Here is a 14,516-nt window from a genome sequence, read left to right as displayed (position 1 = left end):
ACGGGGGCGTGTGGGGGAGTGGTGCGGCGGCTCAGCCCTTGACGGCGCCGGCCGCGAAGCCGGAGGTGACATGGCGCTGGAGGACCAGGAACACCACAAGTGCGGGCGCCGCGAAGAGAGTCGAGGCCGCCATGGTGGCGCCCCAGTCGGTGCCGAAGACGTTCTGGAAGGAGGACAGCCACACAGGCAGCGTGCGCTGGTCCTGCTGCTTGATGATCAGGAAGTTGGCGTACGCGAACTCGTTCCACGCCGTGATGTAGCCGAACAGCGAGGTCGCCATCAGGCCGGGTGCGAGCAGCGGGAACGCCACTCTGCGGAACGCGCCGAAGCGGGTGCAGCCGTCGACCTGCGCCGACTCCTCCAGCTCCGGGGGGATGGTGCCGATGAAGCCGCGCAGCACGATGATGGTGAACGGCAGCGTCATCATGAAGTAGACGAGCGTCAGTGTCGGCAGCCGGTCCAGCATGTCGGTGTCCCGCGAGATGATGTACACCGGGATGATCAGCGACTCCCAGGGCGCCATCTGCGCGATGAACACCATCAGCATGAACTGCCGGCGGCCCTTCCACTTCATCCGGGCGACCGCGTAGGCCGCGCCCAGCGCGATGACGAGAGCGAGCAGGACGGCGCTCAGCGTGACGAGGAGACTGTTGCGCCAGAACAGACCGAACCCGGCGGCACCGACGGCCGTACGGAAATGGTCGAGGGTCCAACTCTCAGGCACGATGCGGGGGTTGTCGGACTGGATGTCCCGGGTAGGGGTGAACGCGGTGGCGACCATCCAGTACACCGGGAAGAGACAGACCACGACCGTGAGGACGGCGGCGGCGTTCAGGGGCAGGCGGCGGATGCGGGGCCGGGTCGTGCTCATGCGAGCTCGTCCTCCTGGCGGAACATCTGGCGGAAGTAGAAGACCAACACGCCCGACATCAGCACGACGGTGACCATGGAGGCCGCCGAACCGAGGTCGTAGCGCTGGCTCGACAGGGCGGTCTGCACCGCGTACACGGGCAGGATCGTGGTGGCGTCGCCGGGCCCGCCGTTGGTCATCACCCAGATCTGCACGAACGCCCGGAACGTCCAGATCACTTCGAGCGAGAACACCAGCAGGAAGATCGGCCGGACCATCGGGAACGTGATCGACCGGAAGATCCGCGGCCCCGATGCGCCGTCGAGGCGGGCCGACTCGTACAGCTCGGCGGGGACGGTGGTGAGCGCCGAGTACAGGGTGATCGCCGCGAACGGCACCGACTGCCACACCACGAGGGCGACCACGATCGAGAACGCGGCCGGACCGTGCGCGAACCACGGATAGCGGTCGAAGGACTCGAACCCCAGCCTCGTCAGCACCGCGTTGACGATCCCGAACTCCGAGTGGAACAGCCACTGGAATACGGTGGTCGCCGAGATCACCGGCATCGCCCAGGTCAGCACCAGCGCGCTGAGCACCGCGGTCCGGCCGAACCGGCCGAGCCGCTCGACCATCAGCGCGACCAGCGTCGACAACGTCATGATCAGGACGACGTTGATCCCCATGAAGAGGAACGTGCGCCGGACGACCTCCCAGAAGTGCGGGTCGCCCAGCAGCGTCCCGTAGTTCTTGAGCCCGACGAACCGCGCGTGCCCTACGATGAGTTGGCGCAGCCCGAAGTCCTGGAGCGAGATCACCACGGCCCGGATCAGCGGATACACGAGCAGATAGAGCGTGCCGAGCACGGCGGGCGCGATCAGGGCGTACGGCCAGAAGCCGCGGCCGACGGACCGCGCCGGGCGGCCCGGTTCCGGGCCGGGGGAGCGCCGGGACGGGCCGGTGCCGAGCGGGGGACGTGGGGCGGTCTGTTCTCGGACGGCCGACACGGCGTTCCTCCTTCCGATGGGTCAACGGGCGGCTCAGGAACCGGAGTTCATCGCCTCGGTGATCGCGTCCGACGCGGTGGCGGCCTTCTTGGCGATGTCCCCTCCGGTGAGGACGGCCGTCATGTAGTCCTTGATCGGGTTCTTCGCCTCCACGGCCGCCCAGCCCGGAGTGTTGGGCGTCGCATGGCCCTCGGCGGCACCCACCGCCATCGCCGCGGCACCCGGGTCGGAGGCGACCGCGGAGGCCAGGCTCGTCCTGTTCGGGACGTAGCTCATCGCGAGCGCGAGCTTCTTCTGCCAGGCGTCGCCGGTGAGTTCCTTGACGAAGGTGTAGGCCGCGCCCTGCTTGGTGGACGCGGTGGGGATGACCAGGTCGGAGCCCCCGGTGAAGACCGCGCCGGGGGTGGCGGCCGTCTTGCCCGGGACCGGGAAGAAGCCCAGCTTGCCCTTGAGCGCCGGGTTGTCCTGGACAACGACGTTGGCGCCGCCGGGAGTCGAGATGACCTGGGCGACCTTCCCCTTGGCCATGACGTCGGCCTGCGGCGGATTGGCCTCGTCGGAGTCCTTCGGGCCCTTGCCGAGAGCCTGGAGCTGCCCGTAGAAGCGCATGCCGGCGATCGCCTCGGGCGTGTCCAGCGCGCCCTTCCATTTGCCGCCCGACTGGGTGGCCAGGTCGCCGCCCTCGTCCCAGACGAAGCCCGCGAGGGCGTACCAGCTCTGCCCCGGCAGATAAATGCCCTGTGTGCCACCGGTGTTGAGCTTCTTGGTGGCGGCGATCCACTGGTCGCGTGTCTTGATCGCGGACGCGTCGATGCCCGCCTGCTTGAAGAGGTCGGTGCGGTAGATGACGACGCGGTTGGCGGCGTAGTACGGGATGCCGTACTGCTTGCCGTCGTAGGCGCCCGGTTCGGCGAGGCCCTTGAGCCAGGTCTTGCCGCCGAGGTCGTCCACCTTGTCGCTGAGGTCGAGCAGCCCCCCGCTCTGCGCGAACTGGGCGACCTGGGTGTTGCCGGTCTCGATGACGTCCGGCGCGTCGTTGCTGGCCAGGGCGGCGGTGACCTTCTCACCGATGCCGTCCCACTCCTGGATCTGCACCTTGACCTTGATGTCGGGGTGGGCGGACTCGAAGCCCTTGACGAACTCGTTCTGGAACTGGGCCGAGACGCTGTCGCGCATCAGCCACACGTCGATCGTGGTGCTTCCGCCGGATCCCGAGCCGGAATCCGCGGTGTCGGAGGAACTGCTGCAGGCACTCAGTCCGGCCGTCATCACGAGCACGGAGACGCCGGCGAAGAAGCGGAGCTTCACGGTTCACCTCTGGAGGACATGAACTGACCACCTGACCAGTGAAGCCCACTGGACAGCTCACCTCTCGATGTGGGGACGAAGGTGGCATAGACCAATGCGGGCGTCAACCCCTTCTGCCGGAAGGGGACTTGGCGTGCACGGCCACAGGGATCGGAAGGATCACCGGCCGGAGGTGGTTACACTGCCCAGGTCAACAGGGCGACTGCGGGCCGCCGTTGGCCAACTGGTCAAGTGGTCAACCGGGGGCTCCGTGCATGAGGAGTGCGACATGAAGGCCGACGCGCCAGGTGCGGTGCTCAAGCGGGAACGGGTCCGTGACTTCATCCTCGACCTCGTCGAGTCGCACCAGCCGGGGGACGCGATCCCCTCCGAGCGCGTCCTCTGCGCCCAACTCGGGGTGTCCCGGCCGACGTTGAGGGCCGCGGTGGACGAACTCGTCGGCGCCGGTCTGCTGGTGCGGGAGCACGGGCGGGGCATGTTCGTGGCGCCCGAGAAGATCACCCAGGAACTCGTCTCCAGCGAACGGGCCATGACGGCGCCCCAGGCCTCCGGCGCCTGGACCAGTCGGCTGCTGGAGTTCACCACCATCCCGGCGGGCGCCCGCGTGGGACGCCGGCTGCGGCTCTCGCCGGCGGCCGAGATCGTGTACGTGGCGCGGCTGCGCCTGGTCGACGGCGCACCGATGGCCATCGAGCATCTGCACATCAGGGCGGACCTGGTACCCACCCTGTCCGCACAGGAGTTGGAGGCCGGTGACCTGTACGAACACCTCCGGCAACACCACGGAGTCCACGTCCAGGAAGCGGTCCAGGCGATCGAGCCGACGGTCGTCACCCGCGCCGAGGCCGAACTCCTCGACGTCCCGGAACTCTCCCCCGCCCTCCTCTTCGAACGCCTCACCACGGACACGACGGGCCAACCGGTCGAGTACGTCCACTCCGTCTACCGGGGCGACCGCTACCGCATCGTGTCCCGCCTCACCCTCGGCCCCGCCCTCACGTCCCCGTCGACCCCGCTCGGCCACCACCCGGGCATTCCGCCGGGCGACTTCGCCCACCGGGACACGACCGCGGCTTCCACCCGGGGGGACATCCAGGCGGGGAGTTGAGCAGGGCGCCGGCGCGGGGGGAGCCGATCGGACCGGCGCGTCGGGGCGCCGCCAACTCCCCTCGCCCGCACCGGACTTACAGCTCGCCGGGGCGCCCGTACCGGTAGAAGAACGGGCCACCGAGCTGCCCCGCCAGCGCACGCGTCAGACCCGAGCTGTCCTCCAGCAGGCGCGCGCCCGGGTCGATGTCGCCGACGTAGAGCGGGTCGAAGCCCGCGTCCGTGATGAGCTGCGCGGTGATGTCCTTCGCGGCCGGTTCGGCGGCGTACAGGTTGCTCGGGGTCACTCGCTGGGTGCCGATCTGGTCGTACGCGGCGGCGAAGACGGTGTTGAACGACTTCGCGGTCGGGCCACCGATGATCGACTTGACCTGGTGCGTGAGGGACGGGAAAGCGGTGTCGCGCTCCGAGTACAGGTTGGTCGCGTCGATGGTCACCTGGCCGTCCAGCCCGGTGACGCCCTGCAGCGCGGCGGCGATCTGGTTGCCGGGGACGGCCACGACCACCACGTCCGCGTCCGACGCGTCACCCCCGTCACGGCCGAGCGCCTTCACCTCGTGACCGGCCTTCTCCCAGAGGCCGGCCAGGCCGCCACCCACGTGTCCTCGTCCGATCACCGTGATCTTCATGTCGGGCCCTCCGGCCTGCCGGGAGTGAAATTTACGTGACGCGTCAACAAAACCGTATGCATGTTGTCGTGTCAACCAACGGCGGCGGGGCGGGGGAGGGACAGCGCCGGGCTGTTCCTCCCCCGCCCCGCCGGACCGGATCTCAGACGGCCTGCGCGGTGGGCAGGATGGTGATCTCCGTGAGGTTGACGTGGCGCGGCACGGAGGCCATGAAGGCGATGGTCTCGGCGATGTCGGCGCCCTGAAGGACGTCGATGTCGTGGATGAGATCGGCCATGAGCTGGGACGCGTCGGGGTCGGTGACGTGGTCGGGCAGCTCGGTGTCGACCATGCCGGGCTCGATGGTGGCCACGCGGACCATCTTCGGGCCGAGCTCTACGCGCAGCAGCCGGGTGAGGTGGCTGATGTACGCCTTGGTGCCGGAGTAGATCGAGAACTTCGTCAGGATGCGGGTGGCCGCGATCGACGAGGTGTTGATCAGGTCGGCCGGCTTGCCCGCGGCGGCGGACTCCGTCAGGTGCGGGAGGAACGCGGCGATCACGTTCATCAGCCCGCTGATGTTGAGGTCGATCTGGCGCTGCCAGTCGTCGACCTTCAACTCCTCGATGCCGGAGATGAGTTGGACACCGGCGTTGTTGAACACGAGGTCGGCCTTGCCGAAGCGCTCGGACACCTGGTCGGCGGCGGCCTGGACGGCGGCGCGGTCCGTGACGTCGACGGCCAGGGCGAGCGCGGTGCCGCCGGCGGCCTCGATGTTCTTGACCAGGCTGTCGAGACGCTCCTTGCGACGGGCCAGCACGACCACGGTGGCGCCGAGTTCGGCGAGCCGTTCGGCGGTGACGGCACCCATGCCGCTGGAGGCGCCGGAGACCACGGCGACACGGCCGGACAGGGGGGTACCGGTGAGCAGGGCGGAAGCAGACATCACAGAACCTCAATCACTCTGGTGGGGAAGAACTTTGACGGTGAGTCAGGTGCAGGGGGATGTGTTGTCGGGGTGCGGAGATGTGGAGGTGTGGGGGCAGGTGTGTGGGGTGGTGGCCGGCGCGGGCGCCCGGATCCGTCGGGCGCCCGGAGTCGTGTCAGGCGGCGTCGTCGTGCCCGGTGGCCGCGGACTTCTCGCGCCACGGAGCCAGGTCGTCCTGCACCTGCCGGTACTTGACCTCCAGCCGCTCCAGGGTGTCGCGGCCGAGGTAGAGGTGCGTGGGCAGTTTCTCCGTGCCGGTGACCTCGACGATCAGGGCCGCGCCCAGAACGGGGTCGCCGAGCTGCGCGTGGTTGGCGCGGTCGATCCAGTCGAGCGTCACGTGCGCGGGGGTGTCGTCGTAGTCGGCGATGCGGTGCGCGGCCACCGACAGGGAGCTGGAGTCGAGGAAGCCGGTGCGGAAGACGCCCGGTTCGACCACCATCGACTGGATGCCGAACGGCGCCATCTCGGCGGAGAGCGCCTCACTGATACCGGCGACCGCGAACTTCGACGCGGAGTACAGGCTGACACCGGGCTCGCCCTCGAAGCCCGAGCGGGAGCCGATGTGCACCAGCTTGCCCGAGCCCTGCCCGCGCATCACCGGCAGGACGGCGCGGGTGACGTTGATCAGGCCGAAGACGTTGAGGTCGAACAGCGACCGCGCCTCCTCGTCGGTGATCTCCTCCAGCGCGCCGAGGAGGCCGCGGCCGGCGTTGTTCACGAGGACGTCGATACCGCCGAACCGCGCCACCGCCGCGTCGACCGCCCGCGGGATGCTGCCGTTGTCCGTGACGTCCAGCGCGACCGAGAAGACGTTGTCGGACTTCTTCAGGTCGTCGGGCACCCGCTCCGGATTCCGCACGGCGACCACGACATTGTTACCGCCCGCCAGTGCGGCCCGGGCGATTTCCGCGCCGATTCCGCGGGAGGCGCCGGTGACAAACCACGTAGCCATGGGGAAAACCTCTTTCGTCGTTTCCCTTTGTGGGGGATTTCTTGCTGACGAGAACGAGTCTGTCCCCTGGTGACGGGGCTATGAAGGCAGCGGTTTTCCTGGGAGTCCCACACCCAGGAACGGACGGTGACCGACGAAGTCGGTGACATGTCAACAACCTGGTACGGTGAGGCCATGTCCGAACCGCGATGGCTCACCCCGGACCAGTCCGAGGTCTGGGCGAAGTACCGCCGACTCCGCCGCGAGCTGCAGCGGGCCCAGGACCAGCAACTTCAGCGGGATTCGGGCCTGTCGGCGGCGGACTACGCCCTCCTCGCACCCCTGTCGGAATCGGCCGGCGGTGTGCTGCGCGCACGGGAGCTGGGCGCCGAGGTCGACTGGGAGCGCAGCCGGCTGTCCCATCAGATCAGCCGCATGGAGAAGCGCGGGCTCGTCACGCGCGAGCCCTGCGCGGACGACGCCCGGGGCTCGATGGTGCGGCTCACGGGCAAGGGCAGGGAAGCGATCGAAGCCGCCGCCCCCACGCATGTGGACACTGTGCGACGGCTTTTCTTCGACCCGCTGACATCGGACGAGGTGCGACTTTTCGGCGATTTCCTCGACCGAATACTGGGTGCGGTCGAGCAGGAATCCCGATAAGCGCCCTCGGCCTCGGAAGCCCCGTTTATCCGTGGCCTCTACTGCGCGTCGCGCGCCGGATTCTGCTGGTGCGGGACGTCGGGCGCGCCGAGCGAACCCAGCAGGGCGAGACCGTCCGCCGAGGCGGAGTCCGGTTCCGCCTGGAGGATGATGAGCTGCTGCCCCGGAGCGCTGCGGATGGTGAGCGCTTCGTGCCGCAGTTCCAGGTCCCCGACGACGGAGTGCCGCAACTGCTTGATCTCGTAGGGCGGGACGCGGGTGTACTCGCGGGCCCACAGTGAGCGGAACTCGGCGCTGCGCACGGACAGTTCGCCGACGAGCTCCAGGATGCGGGGATCCTCGGGCGTGCTCGCGGCGGTCTGCTGGAGGTCGGCGACCGCGCGGTTCCTGGCCCGCTCCGGGCTGCGGTAGAACGTCTTCGCCGCCGGGTCCAGGAAGAGCATCCGCAGCACGTTGTCGCGTGCGGCGAAGTCCTGGTAGAGGGTGTCGGCCAGGGCGTTGGTCGCCAGCAGGTCCTGGGCGTGGCCGATGATGAACGCCGGGGTCCTGGTCCAGCTCTGGATCAGCTGTCGGAGATGCGGGCGCACCCGCTCGACTCGGGACGGCGACTTCGTGCGCCGGGACGTGGGCCGGGCCAGCCGGAACAGCTCGAGCCGGTCCTCCTCCGGCAGCCGCAGCACCCGGGCCATGGCCTCCAACACCCGGACGGACGGGCTCAGTTCACGGCCCTGCTCGAGTCTGCTGTAGTAGCTCGGACTGACTCCCGCGAGCGCGGCGACCTCGTCGCGGCGCAGCCCGGGCACGCGCCTGCGGCCGGCGGTGGGCAGGCCCGCGTCGGCGGGGCTGACGCGCTCCCGGCGGGAGCGGAGGAACCGGCCCAGCCCTTCAACCGGGTCGGGGCACGCGTCGTCGTTGTACATACCGTCGAGGCTAGGCGGAAAGCGCCCGGAGAAGCGGGGCCGACCGTGGGTGCGTTACACCCAGGATCACGGCTCCCCGGGTGGCGAATCACTGTGTGTGAAGAGTGTGGAACCTGGTGCATCTGTGCACGAGCGGCCCTTCTCATCGGCCGAAAAGCATCTAGTCTGGCCGCATGAGCAATGGGACCCCTTTGGGTGATTTCCTCCGGGCCCGCCGCGAGGCTCTCAAACCCCAGGACGTCGGTCTGCCCGAGTACGGGCGACGCCGGGTGCCCGGACTGCGCAGGGAGGAAGTCGCGCTGCTCGCCGGAGTCAGCTCCGACTACTACATCCGGCTGGAGCAGGGCCGCGAGAACAGCCCCTCGCCGCAGGTCCTGGAAGCCGTGGCGCAGGCGCTGAAGCTGGACGCGGAGTCCACCGACCACCTCAACCGCCTCTGCCTGACGCCCTCCCAGCGCCCGCACGACTGGGGCGAGGCGGACGTCAGCCCGCAGTTGCTGCAGCTGATGGACGGCTGGGAGCACCAGCCGGCGTTCGTCCTCGGCCCGGCCCTCGACATCCTCGCGGGCAACTCCCTCGCCACGGCGCTGCACAGCGGGTTCGAGGCCTTCGACAACCTCGCCCGCAATGTGTTCGTGGACCCGGCGGGGCGCGAGTTCTACCAGGAGTGGGACCGGGCCGCGCACTCCTGCGTCGCCGAACTCCGGGCCGCCTACGGCCACGACCCCGAGTCGGCGCGTATCGCCGAGGTGGTCGCGGAACTGAGCGCGGACAGTGAGGAGTTCGCCGGTCTCTGGCAGCTGCACGACGTCAAGAGCAAGTCGCAGGAGGGCAAGCACCTCAAGCACCCGGACGTCGGCGACCTGCACATCGGCTTCGCCGCGTTCACCGTCAACGGCGCCCCGCACCAGCAACTGGTCGTTTACCAGGCCGAACCGGCGAGCCCCACCGCCGCCGCCTTCGAGACGCTGCGCTCACTGGCCACCGAGCCGAAGAAGGCCCAGGCCCGGGCCGCGAAGGGCTAGCTCCGGGGCGGCCGAGGCTGGTCCTGGCGCACCCAGGAACCACACGGCCTTCATACCAGTGCGCCTTCTGTCGAGACTCGATACGGAAGACAGCGCGCCGGTTCCGTGCCGGGACGCGCTCCGTACGGCGTCAGGAGCGGACATGACCACCGTGAAGGACCTTCAGCCCCATCCCCTGGACCAGGTGCACCGGCTGATCGAACCCGGTCCCGTCGTCCTGGTCACCACCCGGCACCGGGGCGTCCCGAACGTGATGACCAGCGGGTTCAACATGATGGTGCGCCACGCCCCGCCGCTGATCGCGTGCACCATCGGCCCCTGGGACCACAGTTACGAGGCGCTCGTCGAGACCGGTGAGTGCGTCGTCTCGGTCCCGACGGCGGACATGGCGGCCACCGTCGTCGACATCGGCAACTGCTCGGGCGCGGACGTCGACAAGTTCGCGGAGTTCGACCTGACCGCCGTCGACGGCGAGAAGGTCAAGGCGCCCCTCGTCGCGGAGTGCTTCGCCAACATCGAGTGCCGGGTCGCCGACAGCAGCCTCGTCGCCCCCTACAGCCTGTTCGTCCTGGAACCGGTCCGGGCCTGGACCGACCCGTCGCAGCCGTCCCCGCGCCTGTTCCACCACCGCGGCGACGGCACCTTCACGCTCGACGGCCCGACCGTCGATCTCCAGGACCGCATGACCAAGTGGCAGTACCTTCTGTAAGCCGACGGATCCCCCCGGACACTGGAGAGCCGACCATGCCCCGAGCAGTGAAGTTCTCCCACTACGGCGGCCCGGAGGTGCTGGAGGTCGTCGAGGTGCCGCGACCCAAGCCGGGCCCGGGTGAAGTCCTGGTCCGTGTGGTCGTCGCCGGGGTCAACCCCGGCGAGGCCGGTATCCGGCAGGGCGTCTTCGCCGACATGTGGCCTGCCGTCTTCCCCGAGGGGCAGGGCAACGACTTCGCGGGCTGGGTCGCCGAACTCGGCGACGGCGTACGCGAGTTCACCGTCGGCGACGAGGTCATCGGCTATCTGCCCCGAAGGGCGCAGGCCGACTGCGTCGTCTCGCCCGCCGACGTCCTCGCCCCCAAGCCCGCCGGCATCAGCTGGGAAGCCGCGGCGCCCCTGTCCGCGGTCGGCGTCACCGCGTGGGCCGCCGTCGACGCCGTGGAACCGAAGGCCGGGGACACCGTCGTGGTGTCCGGCGCGGCCGGCGGGGTCGGCTCCCTCGCCGTGCAGCTCGCCCGGCTGCGGGGCGCGAGCGTCATCGGCACCGCGGGACCGCACAACGCCGACTTCCTGCGCTCGCTCGGGGTCGTCCCCGTCGAGCACGGCCCCGGCCTCGCCGACCGGCTGAAGGCCGCCGCACCCGACGGGATCGACGCGTTCGTCGACACCTTCGGCCAGGGCAACGTCGACATCGCCATCGAACTCGGCGTGTCCCCGCAGCGCGTCAACACCCTTGCCGACGGCCGTGCCGTGGCCCGCTACGGCGTCCGCAGCCGGGCCCAGGAGGACGTCTTCACCCCCCAACTGGTCGCCGAACTGGCCGAACTGGTCGCCGAGGGCCGGCTCACCGTCCCCATCAGCACGGTGTACCCGCTGGAACAGGTCCAGGAGGCCTACCGCCAGGTGCAGCAACGGCACACGCGCGGGAAGATCGTGCTCAGCCTGGTCCCGCCCGACGAACGCCCCGCACTGGCCGCCGCACTCCGCGCCTGACACCCGCGCCCCGACCGCTCTCCACGGAGGACCCCATGCCCGTACGCCGTATCGGCCTCGTCGTCCACCAGGGGCGCGAGACCGCCCGGGACGCGGCGGCCGCCGTGCACGCCTGGAGCGAGGCCCACGGCGTCCGCTGCACCGAGATCGACGTGTGGGCCAAGGACCACCACCGGCGTGCCGGACGCGAGGAGGCCGAGGCCGCGGGCAACCCCGACCTCGTCGTCACCCTCGGCGGCGACGGCACCTTCCTGCGCGGCGCCCGCATCGCCGTCAAGAGCGGAGCCGAGGTCCTCGGCGTCGACCTCGGCAAGGTCGGCTTCCTCACCGAGGTCCCGGCCCGTGACATCGACGAGGCCCTCGACGCCGTCCACGAGGAGCGGGCGATCGTAGAGGAACGCATGACCCTGACCATGCGGGCCTCGCGCCCCCTCGACATCCCCGAGGAGATGGAGGCCCTGCTGCGGTACGGCCGCGGTCCCGCGCTGCCGCCGCCGCAGGTGCGGCCCGAGACCACGGAGGGCGGCGGCTGGGGCTGTGCGCTGGACGTCACCGCGCTCAACGACGTCGTCCTGGAGAAGCTCGCCCGCGACCGGCAGGTCGGCGTCGGCGTCTACCTCGCGGGACGCCTGCTCGCGACCTACTCCGCCGACGCGCTCGCCGTCGCGACCCCGACCGGGTCCACGGCGTACAGCTTCGCCGCCGGCGGACCCGTCCTCTCGCCGCACATGGACGCGCTCGTCTTCACGCCGATCGCCCCGCACATGACGTTCAACCGCAGTGTCGTCGCCGCCCCCGACGAACCCATCGGCCTGCGCGTCCTGCCGCACTCCGGCCAGGCCGCCGTCAGCGTCGACGGCCAGCTCCGCGGCGTCCTCGACCCTGGCGACTGGATCGGCGTCTTCCGCGCCCCGCAACGCGTCCGCCTCGTCCGCCTCCGCCCCACCGACTTCTACGGCCGCCTGCGCGACCGGTTCCGGCTCACCGACGCCCCCGCCAACGCCCAGGACGGACCCTCGGAACCCTTCTTCCGCCCGGACACCCCGGTCCCGCCGGACCTCGTCGGGATGCGCCTGCCGCCGCCCGGCGTGTAGGTCGCGCGGGGAGAGCGGACACGAGCGTGACGGCGGCCTGACGGATTCTCAGGTCCTGGCCGGCCGCGCTCCCGCTGGTCCGCCCCCGCACGTACGGACGAGTTTCACATGGGCGCCACCAGACCCTTCCCTGACGTTTGTTGCTCTTGGAACACTCGCACCGCGCGCATTTCGCCATGTTCCGGCCGGCCGCGCGTCAGGATGAGAGGTGCCTCACCCATGTCCGAAGTCAATCGGCGTCGCTTTCTCCAGCTCGCGGGTGCCACGACGGCGTTCACGGCGCTGTCGAACAGCATCGAGCGGGCCGCCGCGCTCCCGGCCAACCACCGGTCCGGGAGTATCGAGGACGTCGAGCACATCGTCGTCCTGATGCAGGAGAACCGTTCGTTCGACCACTACTTCGGGTCGCTCAGAGGCGTCCGCGGCTTCGGCGACCCGCGTCCGGTCGTGACCCGGCAGGACGGGAAACCGGTCTGGTACCAGTCGGACGGCACGAAGGACATCCTTCCGTTCCGCCCCGACGCCGACGACCTGGGCCTGCAGTTCATCCAGGACCTCCCGCACAGCTGGAACGACGGACACGCCGCGTTCGACGGCGGCAAGTACGACAAGTGGGTGCCGTCCAAGGGCTCCACGACGATGGCGTACCTGACCCGCGAGGACATCCCGTTCCACTACGCGCTCGCCGACTCCTTCACCATCTGCGACGCGTACCACTGCTCGTTCATCGGCTCGACCGACCCGAACCGCTACTACATGTGGACGGGTTACACCGGCAACGACGGCGTCGGCGGCGGCCCGGTCCTCGGCAACGATGAGGCCGGCTACAGCTGGACGACGTACCCCGAGCGCCTGGAGAAGGCCGGGGTCTCCTGGAAGATCTACCAGGACGTCGGCGACGGCCTCGACGCGAGCGGCGGCTGGGGCTGGATCCAGGACGCCTACCGCGGCAACTACGGCGACAACTCGCTCCTGTACTTCAAGCAGTTCCAGAACGCCCAGCCTGGCGACCCGCTGTACGACAAGGCCCGGACCGGCACCGACGCCACCAAGGGCGAGGGCTTCTTCGACCAGCTGAAGGCCGACGTCAAGGGCGGCAAGCTGCCGAAGATCTCCTGGGTCGTCGCCCCCGAGGCGTTCACCGAGCACCCCAACTGGCCCGCGAACTACGGTGCCTGGTACGTCTCGCAGGTCCTGGACGCGCTGACCTCGGACCCGAAGGTCTGGGCGAAGACGGCCCTGTTCATCACCTACGACGAGAACGACGGCTTCTTCGACCACGTGGTCCCGCCGTTCGCGCCGGGCTCGGCCGCGCAGGGCAAGTCGACCGTCGACGTCGGCCCCGACCTCTTCAAGGGCAACGCCACCAACCCGGCGGGTCCCTACGGCCTGGGTCAGCGCGTGCCGATGCTGGTCGTCTCGCCCTGGAGCAAGGGCGGTTACGTCTGCTCGGAGACCTTCGACCACACCTCGGTGATCCGGTTCATGGAGGCCCGCTTCGGTGTCCACGAGCCCAACATCTCGCCGTGGCGCCGCGCGATCTGCGGCGACCTGACCACCGCGTTCGACTTCTCCCGGAAGGACGTCAAGAAGGTCCCGCTGCCGGCCACCGACGGCTACCAGCCGCCGGACAAGAACCGTCACCCCGACTACAAGCCGACCCCGCCCGCCAACCCCGTGCTGCCCAAGCAGGAGCGCGGACTGCGCCCGGCCCGGCCGCTCAAGTACGCGCCGACGGTGGACGGTTCGGCCGACACGGCGGCCGGGAAGTTCACGCTCACCTTCACCTCCGGCGCGAAGGCCGGCGCCGGCTTCCTCGTCACCTCCGCCAACCGCACGGACGGGCCCTGGAGTTACACCACCGAGGCCGGCAAGTCCGTCTCGGACGCCTGGAACTCGGCGTACTCGAACGGCTCGTACGACCTGACCGTGCACGGCCCGAACGGCTTCCTGCGCGTCTTCAAGGGCCCCGGCAAGAAGGCGGGTCCCGAGGTCACCGCCCGCACCCGCGGCGACGACATCGAGCTGACCTTCACCAACAAGGGCTCCGGGACAGTGCAGTTGAAGGTCGCCAACGGCTACGGCGGCCGCGCCCAGACCGTCAAGGTGCGGGCGGGCGCCACCGTACGGCACACCTTCGACCTCGGCGCGAGCAAGCGGTGGTACGACCTGACGGTCACCTCCGACGGCGACGCGACGTTCCAGCGGCGATTCGCCGGACATGTCGAGAACGGTCGTCCGGGGGTCAGCGACCCGGCGTTCGGGACCGTCTGAGGGGCTTCCCGGGAGCCGGTTGTTTTCCGGGGCA

General features: G+C 69.8%; 14 protein-coding genes. 7 read left to right on the top strand and 7 right to left on the bottom strand.

What is annotated here, in order from left to right:
- Nucleotides 1-31: 31 nt before the first annotated feature.
- From OHT77_RS07930 to OHT77_RS07920, 3 genes are read right to left on the bottom strand one after another with little or no spacing between them, the layout of a single operon-like run.
- Nucleotides 32-871, bottom strand: coding sequence for a carbohydrate ABC transporter permease (locus tag OHT77_RS07930; RefSeq protein WP_328827325.1), 840 nt, complete (start codon nt 869-871; stop codon nt 32-34).
- Entirely contained in the window at nt 868-1,857 is a 990-nt protein-coding gene (locus OHT77_RS07925; protein ID WP_328827324.1) for a carbohydrate ABC transporter permease, read from the bottom strand. The genes OHT77_RS07930 and OHT77_RS07925 overlap by 4 nt, the downstream gene beginning before the upstream one ends.
- Before the next feature lie 33 nt (nt 1,858-1,890).
- Nucleotides 1,891-3,165, bottom strand: coding sequence for an extracellular solute-binding protein (locus tag OHT77_RS07920; RefSeq protein ID WP_328827322.1), 1,275 nt, complete (start codon nt 3,163-3,165; stop codon nt 1,891-1,893).
- A gap of 268 nt (nt 3,166-3,433) precedes the next feature.
- Here OHT77_RS07920 and OHT77_RS07915 point away from each other — a divergent pair, with 268 nt between their 5' ends.
- A complete protein-coding gene (locus tag OHT77_RS07915; RefSeq protein ID WP_328827321.1) occupies nt 3,434-4,273 on the top strand; it encodes a GntR family transcriptional regulator in 840 nt (279 codons plus the stop codon).
- 76 nt (nt 4,274-4,349) lie between these two features.
- Here OHT77_RS07915 and OHT77_RS07910 read toward each other — a convergent pair whose 3' ends face one another.
- The 3 genes from OHT77_RS07910 to OHT77_RS07900 form a co-directional block, all read right to left on the bottom strand.
- Nucleotides 4,350-4,901, bottom strand: coding sequence for a dinucleotide-binding protein (locus OHT77_RS07910; RefSeq protein WP_266766599.1), 552 nt, complete (start codon nt 4,899-4,901; stop codon nt 4,350-4,352).
- A gap of 142 nt (nt 4,902-5,043) precedes the next feature.
- The gene (locus tag OHT77_RS07905; protein ID WP_328827320.1) at nt 5,044-5,826 is read right to left on the bottom strand and encodes an SDR family oxidoreductase; all 783 of its coding nucleotides are present in this window, start codon (nt 5,824-5,826) and stop codon (nt 5,044-5,046) included.
- Between the two features lie 157 nt (nt 5,827-5,983).
- Complete coding sequence (locus OHT77_RS07900) at nt 5,984-6,823, bottom strand: SDR family NAD(P)-dependent oxidoreductase (RefSeq protein ID WP_328827319.1); 840 nt, start codon at nt 6,821-6,823, stop codon at nt 5,984-5,986.
- 174 nt (nt 6,824-6,997) lie between these two features.
- On the opposite strand from OHT77_RS07900, the gene OHT77_RS07895 reads away from it, so the two are divergent.
- Nucleotides 6,998-7,462 (top strand): MarR family winged helix-turn-helix transcriptional regulator, encoded by a 465-nt coding sequence (locus tag OHT77_RS07895; protein ID WP_328827318.1) that lies wholly within the window; start codon nt 6,998-7,000, stop codon nt 7,460-7,462.
- Between the two features lie 38 nt (nt 7,463-7,500).
- Here OHT77_RS07895 and OHT77_RS07890 read toward each other — a convergent pair whose 3' ends face one another.
- Nucleotides 7,501-8,382, bottom strand: coding sequence for a helix-turn-helix transcriptional regulator (locus tag OHT77_RS07890; RefSeq protein ID WP_328827316.1), 882 nt, complete (start codon nt 8,380-8,382; stop codon nt 7,501-7,503).
- A 173-nt stretch (nt 8,383-8,555) separates the two neighbouring features.
- Here OHT77_RS07890 and OHT77_RS07885 point away from each other — a divergent pair, with 173 nt between their 5' ends.
- The 5 genes from OHT77_RS07885 to OHT77_RS07865 all read left to right on the top strand — a co-directional run bounded on the left by OHT77_RS07885 (nt 8,556) and on the right by OHT77_RS07865 (nt 14,482).
- Nucleotides 8,556-9,407: a helix-turn-helix transcriptional regulator gene (locus OHT77_RS07885; protein WP_328827315.1), complete on the top strand. Its 852-nt coding sequence runs from the start codon at nt 8,556-8,558 to the stop codon at nt 9,405-9,407.
- A gap of 142 nt (nt 9,408-9,549) precedes the next feature.
- The gene (locus tag OHT77_RS07880) at nt 9,550-10,116 is read left to right on the top strand and encodes a flavin reductase family protein (RefSeq protein ID WP_328827314.1); all 567 of its coding nucleotides are present in this window, start codon (nt 9,550-9,552) and stop codon (nt 10,114-10,116) included.
- Between the two features lie 35 nt (nt 10,117-10,151).
- A complete protein-coding gene (locus OHT77_RS07875; protein WP_328827313.1) occupies nt 10,152-11,114 on the top strand; it encodes an NADP-dependent oxidoreductase in 963 nt (320 codons plus the stop codon).
- A 35-nt stretch (nt 11,115-11,149) separates the two neighbouring features.
- A complete protein-coding gene (locus OHT77_RS07870) occupies nt 11,150-12,208 on the top strand; it encodes an NAD(+)/NADH kinase (RefSeq protein ID WP_266766591.1) in 1,059 nt (352 codons plus the stop codon).
- 219 nt (nt 12,209-12,427) lie between these two features.
- Nucleotides 12,428-14,482: a phosphocholine-specific phospholipase C gene (locus tag OHT77_RS07865; RefSeq protein ID WP_328827311.1), complete on the top strand. Its 2,055-nt coding sequence runs from the start codon at nt 12,428-12,430 to the stop codon at nt 14,480-14,482.
- Nucleotides 14,483-14,516: the final 34 nt, after the last annotated feature.

This window comes from Streptomyces sp. NBC_00252 (assembly GCF_036187565.1).
Taxonomy (GTDB): domain Bacteria; phylum Actinomycetota; class Actinomycetes; order Streptomycetales; family Streptomycetaceae; genus Streptomyces.
The sequence above is the reverse complement of the archived record's forward strand: the minus strand, read 5'-3'. Positions and strand labels throughout refer to the sequence as shown.